This window comes from Deltaproteobacteria bacterium, from assembly GCA_021159305.1.
In the GTDB taxonomy this organism is placed as follows: Bacteria; Campylobacterota_A; Desulfurellia; order JAGGSF01; family JAGGSF01; genus JAGGSF01.
This window is the reverse complement of sequence record JAGGSB010000045.1, coordinates 1-7,697: the sequence shown is the minus strand read 5'-3', so window position 1 is coordinate 7,697 and position 7,697 is coordinate 1. Positions and strand designations below refer to the sequence as shown.

The window sequence follows — 7,697 nt, the reverse complement described above, 5'->3', positions numbered from 1 at the left end:
GATTCCCACATGTGCGGGAATGACAAAGAAAAAGAGAATGACACAAACCGCAGATTTGGTCGTAAAAACTGGAGGTTTTTATGACACAAATCGTAGCACAAGCCGCGGAGTATTAACCATACTATAGTAAGGGGTAGATGTTTAAACATCTACCCCTTAGAAATAATTGCTTATCCCTGCTGCATCATCAATAGTCTTTCTTTTTCATGCGGTGCTACATACATGATCTTATGCCAGTTGTCCCTCTCCCATAAGCTGAAAGAACGGTATTCCTGAGACATGTATCTTCTCTGTCTCATAATAAGATTATCCCAATCAACTTGGTGACCATCAAACTCCGGCCCATCCACACAGGCAAACTTCGTTTCCCCGCCTACAATAGTTCGACACGAACCACACATTCCGGTTCCATCTACCATTATTGTGGTCAAAGAAACATGAGTCTTAACGCCAAATGGTTTGGAAGCCTTGGAACACTCCATCATCATAAATGGACATCCATGCGCAAAGATTACATCCACCTTATTTCCCGCTCTTAAGTATTTCTGTATAAAGTCATTTGTCCATTCCTTCACTCCATAACTGCTATCACCCACAACAACATGAAACTCATCACTCACCTCTCTCAGCTTGTCTTCCCAGAAAAGATATGCCTTATCTCTTGCTTCCATAGCAGAAACTATATTGTTCCCTTTCTCTTTTAAGGCTTCGGCAAGCTTTATGGTGGGCCCCACACCAAAACATCCACAGGCCAATAAAACATTGCCATAGTTCTTAATTTCTGTTGGATTGCCCAATGGTCCCACACAATCCAATATAACATCCCCTTCTTTTAAAGCAGCAAGTTTCATGGTGCTCGTTCCCAAAACAAAGAATACAATGTCAATAGTTCCCTTTTCCCTATCCCAATCAGCTAATGACATAGGGAATCTTTCGCCCTGCTCATCCACTCTCAAGATTACAAATTGACCGGGTTGAGCCGCTTGAGCAACATAAGGAGCTTCCAGTTTAATGCGAACTATATCGGGAACAAGAACCTCTCTTTCTACAATTTTATACATCCTATCCTCCTATTTTATTTACCTTTATTGCACAGAATTTAAGTTCTGGCACCTTACCCAAGGGATCATATTTATCATTAGTGAGAATATTTGTCGGTGTATCTGCAAAATGGAATGTCGCAAATACAGCACCTTTGAGTACAGCATCTGTTACCTTTACCTTTAAATTTAAGTTTCCCCTTCTTGAAGAAACCATAACTATATCGTCATCTCTCACACCTAAGGAAAATGCATCTTCTGGATTCATACTCAAAAGCTCGGAACCGCTGATATAATTTATATCATGCACCTTTTCTATCATTGTACCAGTGCGCATGTGAAAGATGCTCGAAACTGTGGAAAAAATAAAGGGATAATCGTCATCGGGAAGCTCGGAAGGCGGCTCATAATCAGCAGGGAAGAACTTGCCTTTACCAATAGGAAATTTATCCTTATACAAATAAGGCGTTCCAGGATGATCCACATTAGGACAAGGCGCTTGTATACCTCCTTTCTCCAGCCTTTCATAGTTTATTCCACCGTAAAGAGGCGTCAGGTGCGCTATCTCATCCATAATCTGCGAAGGACTATTGTAGGAAAACTGCTCACTGTAACCCATCTTCTTTCCTAAATCACAGATAATTTCCCAATCGGGGCGTGCTTTTCCGGGCGCATCCAAGACCTTTCTCACCATAGTAATTCTTCTCTCTGTGTTTGTAGTTGTGCCGTTCTTTTCCAACAGACATGCAGCAGGAAGGACAACATCCGCGAGCTTGGCGGTCTCGGTTAAGAAGATATCCTGAACCACTATAAAATCCATCTCTTCAAAAACTTCTTTTACATTATTTAAGTTAGGACCACTGCCTACAGGATTTCCACCTATCACATATAGGCCTTTAATTTTACCTTTTTCAGTAACCCATTCTGTCTCTGTTGTTCCTGGTTTCATAGAGAGTTTTGTGCCCCACGCTTTTTCGAATTTTTCGTTAACCTCCGGTTTGGCAACGGGTTGACCACCAGGATAAACGGCACATAGACAACCCATATCTCCAGCACCCTGTCCATTATTCTGCTTACCTATGGTGTTAACGCCGGTTCCTTCTTTCCCCATATTGCCTGTAGCTAAAGCTAAATTGCACAAAGCAGAAATATTATTAGTTCCATTAGTATATTGAGCTATACCCATACCATACATAATTCCAGCCTTATTGGCTTTGCCGTATAATCTCGCCGATTCAATTATCTTATCCTTTGAAACACCGGTAATCTCTTCCGCTTTCTCTGGTGTATACTTAGAGACTACCTCTTTCAGTTTATCAAAACCCTCTGTGCGATTTTCTACAAATTCATGGTCATATAAATCTTCATTTATAATCACATTCATCATAGCATTAACCAAAGCAAGATCCGTCCCCGGCTTTGGCCTCAGCCAAATTTCTGCATCATCTACCAGATCAATCCTTCTTGGATCCATCACAATCAATTTCAGGTTGTTAAACTTCACTAAATTTCTCAAATAAGCACCAAATATCACGGTATTTTCAGTAGCATTCAATCCTGCTATAAACACCACATCTGATTTTTCTACACCGCGAGTAGAATTACTCATTGCCCCGCCCCCGAAAGCACGAGTAAGAGCAACTGCGCTGGTTGTATGACAGAAACGAGTACAAAATTCTATATTATTTGTGCCAAGGCAGGTTCTTACAAACTTTTGAGAGAGATAACATTCTTCGTTTGTAGTCTTAGAAGAAGCAATACCGGCTAAGGCATCACTACCATATTTCTCTTTTAACTCTTTAAACCTACTGGCTACCAAATCCAGCGCTTCATCCCAACTCGCCGGCTTCAATTCACCATCTTTTCTTATTAAGGGTTCCTTTAATCTATCAGGATGAGAAGCAAAATCTAAACCAAATCTGCCTTTTACACACAATTGCCCTTCATTTACTGTGTCTCCCCTCTTACCTCTTACTCTAACAATATGACCATCCTTTACACCTACATCTATCTGACAACCTATTCCGCAATGAGGACAGGTAGTGGTAACAGTTTTTTCTGGCTTTTCCCATTTCTCAAACCTTGCAGAGAGTGCACCGGTCGGGCAGGCATCCACACAGGCACCACAGAACTTACAACTTCCTTCTAAAAGGGAAACACCATTTTCCGGTCCTACCCAGTGATTTTCATGAAAGCCAGGATGATAAACGATGGTATTCTCTCCTCTTACCTCTTCACAGGTTCTCACACACCTTGTGCATAATATACACAGGTTATAATTTCTATCAAAAAATGGTTCTCTTAAAACAGGCAGATCTCTATACTTTGTTGCATATCTTACCTTTTCCAGTCCTATATACTCAACCGCATCCTGAATTTCACATTCACCATCCTTGGGACAGTATTTACATCCGGCAGTGACAGGAAGTTTCTTCATACATTCCCTTAAAGAGGTGCATTCATCCTTTCTATCACAGAAGAGACAGTTTGTAGGATGATTCGTCATAGCAAGTATCATCTCTAATGCATTCCTTCTCATCTCCTGCAATTCATTTGTTTTGGTGGTTACCACCATGCCATCTTCCGCAGGTGTAATGGTGGATAGAGGATATACATCCCAATTTTTTATCTTCACAACGGAAAGTTTGCATAAACCTATGGGCTTAAGGTCAGGATGGGAACATATACAGGGAATGTAGATACCGAGTTTTTTGGCGGCATCCATAATGGTTTTCCCTTTTTCTACCTGAACCTCTTTTCCATCTATAATAAGAGTTATGTAATCCATTTTCTTCTCCTCTAAACAAATTTTCTCACTTATTTAAACTTTCCTTTAAGCTACCACCAGAAGAAAGATATTTATCTATTCCCCTGGCAGCTTTTTTACCATCTCCCACTGCCAATATCACCGTTGCCGCTCCACGGGCAATATCACCGCCGCAAAATATGCCTTCCCTCGTAGTCTGCATTGTTTCTTCATCAAACACAAAATAACCCCATTTATTTATCTCCACACCAAGTTCTGCTGCACTTCTCGGTACGATTGGATTTGCCAGCGTTCCAATGGCATCAACCATCATACTGCACTCTATAACAAAATTTGATCCCTCTATGGGAACGGGCCTTCTTCTTCCCGATTCATCAGGCTCACCTAACTCCATCTTAATACACTCCATACCCGTAACTTCTCCTGTCTCTTCGTTGCCCAATACCCTCACCGGCAGAGTAAGAAAATCCAATATCACACCTTCTTCCTCAGCATGCTCAATCTCCTCTATTCTTGCCGGAGCTTCTTTCCTTGATCTTCTATAAACAATATGAGAAGTTTTCGCACCTAATCTCAAAGCAGTTCTGGCAGAATCCATAGCCACATTTCCTGCGCCAATCGTAGCCACCTTTTCGCCTATCTTAATAGGTGTGTCATATTCGGGAAATCTATAGGCTTTCATAAGATTGGAACGGGTAAGAAATTCATTTGCCGAATATACATCCGCCAGATTTTCCCCGGGGATATTCATAAACCTTGGTGCACCAGCACCTATTCCTATGAATATAGCATCAAACTCCTTCGCCAAATCAGGTATACTCTTCGTCTTTCCTACCACAAAATCTGTCTCAAATTTCACTCCTGTTTTTTCAATCTCTCCTATTTCATATCTCACAATATCTTTAGGCAATCTGAATTCTGGAATACCATAGATTAAAACTCCGCCTCCGGTATGAAATGCCTCAAATACGGTCACTTCATAACCCATCTTTTGCAAATCTGCAGCACAGATAAGACCAGCAGGACCAGCGCCAACAACAGCTACAGTCTTACCTTTCTTGTTAATCTCTGGTATTTTCTCATGAACATCATTTTCTCTTGACCAATCTGAAACAAACCTTTCCAATCTTCCTATGGAAATAGGGTTACCTTTCTTATTAAGTACACAGGTCAGTTGACATTGCTCTTCTTGAGGGCACACTCTACCGCATACTGCAGGAAGCCCATTTGTTTTCAATATTTCAAAGTATGCGCCCGCAAAATCTTCCTCCACAATCTTTTTAATAAACTCTGGGATACGCACCTCTGCCGGACAGCCTTCCACACACTTCGGAGGTGTACATTGCAGACATCTTTGTGCTTCATAGATAGCCATCTCTTTGGTATAACCGGTAGGCACCTCATTAAAATTATGACTCCTTATCTGAGGATCCTGTTCCGGCATTGAAACTTGCTCTCTTTTCATCCTCTCTTTAATAGGTATCATCTCAGCCATAGTTCTCTCCCTCCTTTATAGTTTTCTTATAACTTTCTAATGCCAATTTCTCTGATTTATTATACTTTGCCAACCTGCTCAAAAATCCATCCCAATCCACTAGCTGACCATCAAATTCAGGTCCATCCACACAGACAAATTTTGTTTCTCCTCCTATCGTAGCTCGACATGAACCACACATCCCCGTTCCGTCTACCATAACAGCATTCAAACTGACGATAGTTTCTACATCATACGGTTTGGTGGTAACACAGGCAAATTTCATCATTATGGCTGGACCGATAGCCCATACCTTTTTTACGCTTTTATCCTTGTCTAAAACCTCCTTTAAAACCTCGGTTACAAAACCTTTTCTCACATAACTACCATCATCAGTGGTAACTAGAAGCTCAGTGGAAGCTTTTCTCATTTCCTCTTCCATTATGATCAGTTCCTTGCTCTTTGCGCCGATAATGGCAATAGTTTTGTTGCCTGCTTCTTTCAGAGCTCTGGTTATAGGATGAACACAGGCAATACCTGTTCCTCCCCCTACCGTCACTACTGTTCCATAATTCTCAATTTCTGTAGGTCTGCCTAGTGGACCAACAAATGTATACAACTCGTCTCCTTCATTCATTCGAGAAAGTTGCAAGGTAGTTTTACCCACTATCTGAAATACAATGTGTATCAGTCCCTTTTCTCGATCATAATCGGCAATAGTTAAAGGAATCCTTTCTCCCTTTTTATTGATTATCAAGATTATGAATTGCCCAGGCTGCGCACTTTGAGCCGCGAAAGGGGCTTCAACCCACATAGAGTAAACAATATCGTGCCATTTTTCTTTTTTCACAATTCTGTACATCTCTGCCACCTTTTAAAACTTATTAAATTCCATATTTATAGTGCCTAACATAGAGGCGATAATCAGGTTTAGCTTTCCCATACGCGGCATTTTTCTAAATCTAATTATATAATTTTTCGACCACCTGTTAGCATCTATGAGATACATCCACTGGTTTCTCATCCTGTCTCTTTCTATTTCTTTAATCTCCAACGGTTTCTCTACTGTTTTTCCATAAATAGCATGCACATTCCAGAAAGGATGTAAACTTGCTAAATTATTTATATTTTCATTTCCTGTATAAAAAGCTATCCAGAATTCATCAAAATTCTTTGTACGATTTTTCCACTCTTCTTTCAATTTTTCCTTTTCTGCATCAGGTAAATGTGCCTGCTTGCTATATGAATCTATAAAACTCATAGCCAACTTTTTATCAAAATAGGTAACCTTGCAGATAGCAACAGTTTCAAAATCTCTATACAGCTTAAAAGATTGTGTATGTGAAGAGAGCATCTTTGTAAACTCACTACTATAACTTCTGACACCAACATCCTGCATGTAAGTGCAACCGAAGGTAGTCAAAAGAAAAAAAGCAACAAGCAGAAATATACACCAATAGCTTTTAACACATCCATTCTTCTGTCTGTTCATTCTTTCATCTCATCGATTACCTCGCTGACTATTCGCGATTCTAAACCTGTAACAATTCTAACTTTACCAATTTTTTCTGTCAAGACAAATCTAAGTTTGTCACTTACTACCTTCTTGTCCCATCTCATTACATCGTATATATCATTAGTTTTAAATTCTGATGGTATATACACAGGGAGAAAAAAAGACCGCAAAACATTTTTTATTCTTTCATAAACTTGTTTTTTACATATATCCAACTTCCAGGAAAGTGATGAGGCAAACACCATACCCACAGCCACTGCCTCTCCATGTCGGTAGGTTTTATACCCTCCTATTTTTTCCAAAGCATGAGCCAATGTATGTCCAAAATTGAGTATTTGTCTTATATCTCTCTCCTTTTCATCATTTTGCACAATATTTGCCTTATTTAAAATGCTCCTCTTCACGATATGCAACGTAGCCTGTCTGTCTCGGTGAAGAATTTTTTCCGTATTTTGCTCTATATATTCAAATAATCCTTCATCTTGTATAATACCGTATTTTATCACCTCAGCTAATGCCGCCTTCCATTCCCTGTCCGGTAGTGTATACAGAAAATCTATTCCACTGAATACAGCATCGGGTTGGTAAAATGCACCAATAAGGTTTTTACCTCTTTTGTGATTTACGGCTACCTTCCCTCCAATGGAGCTATCCGCTTGTGCGAGCAAGGTGGTAGGAATATGAATGAGGGGAATGCCTCTCAAAAATGCAGCAGCGGCAAATCCTGCAATATCTCCCACTACACCACCACCTAAAGCAAACAATGGACTTCTTCTATCTAAATTATTCTCCGCTAAAAAATCTACGATTTTGATAAACTCATATATGTTTTTATATTCTTCTCCGTCTGGCATAATGTAAGTAAAAACTTCAAATCTATTTTTTAAAATCTCTTCTATC

The 7,697-nt window shown here is 39.9% G+C and carries 6 protein-coding genes; all 6 read right to left on the bottom strand.

Going from position 1 to position 7,697, the window contains the following annotated elements; all coding sequences use genetic code 11:
* Positions 1 to 170 precede the first annotated feature (170 nt).
* A complete protein-coding gene (locus J7J10_03270; protein ID MCD6129955.1) occupies positions 171 to 1,061 on the bottom strand; it encodes a sulfide/dihydroorotate dehydrogenase-like FAD/NAD-binding protein in 891 nt (296 codons plus the stop codon).
* Position 1,062: 1 nt separating this feature from the next.
* Positions 1,063 to 3,828: a formate dehydrogenase subunit alpha gene (gene fdhF / locus J7J10_03265; GenBank protein MCD6129954.1), complete on the bottom strand. Its 2,766-nt coding sequence runs from the start codon at positions 3,826 to 3,828 to the stop codon at positions 1,063 to 1,065.
* A 25-nt stretch (positions 3,829 to 3,853) separates the two neighbouring features.
* Positions 3,854 to 5,302 (bottom strand): NADPH-dependent glutamate synthase, encoded by a 1,449-nt coding sequence (gltA, locus tag J7J10_03260; protein ID MCD6129953.1) that lies wholly within the window; start codon positions 5,300 to 5,302, stop codon positions 3,854 to 3,856.
* On the bottom strand, positions 5,295 to 6,143 hold the full coding sequence (locus J7J10_03255; GenBank protein ID MCD6129952.1) for a sulfide/dihydroorotate dehydrogenase-like FAD/NAD-binding protein: 849 nt from the start codon (positions 6,141 to 6,143) through the stop codon (positions 5,295 to 5,297). The genes gltA and J7J10_03255 overlap by 8 nt, the downstream gene beginning before the upstream one ends.
* Positions 6,144 to 6,155: 12 nt before the next feature.
* Positions 6,156 to 6,773 (bottom strand): hypothetical protein, encoded by a 618-nt coding sequence (locus J7J10_03250; protein MCD6129951.1) that lies wholly within the window; start codon positions 6,771 to 6,773, stop codon positions 6,156 to 6,158.
* Positions 6,770 to 7,697, bottom strand: a 928-nt coding sequence (gene aroB, locus J7J10_03245) for a 3-dehydroquinate synthase (GenBank protein ID MCD6129950.1), incomplete at its 5' end; no start/stop codon positions are given. The genes J7J10_03250 and aroB, both read right to left, overlap by 4 nt.

Coding starts and splice junctions, on each gene's coding strand:
- J7J10_03270 (MCD6129955.1), bottom strand. CDS start 1,061: ATGTATAAAATTGTAGAAAGAGAGGTTCTTGTTCCCGATATAGTTCGC.
- fdhF (MCD6129954.1), bottom strand. CDS start 3,828: ATGGATTACATAACTCTTATTATAGATGGAAAAGAGGTTCAGGTAGAA.
- gltA (MCD6129953.1), bottom strand. CDS start 5,302: ATGGCTGAGATGATACCTATTAAAGAGAGGATGAAAAGAGAGCAAGTT.
- J7J10_03255 (MCD6129952.1), bottom strand. CDS start 6,143: ATGTACAGAATTGTGAAAAAAGAAAAATGGCACGATATTGTTTACTCT.
- J7J10_03250 (MCD6129951.1), bottom strand. CDS start 6,773: ATGAACAGACAGAAGAATGGATGTGTTAAAAGCTATTGGTGTATATTT.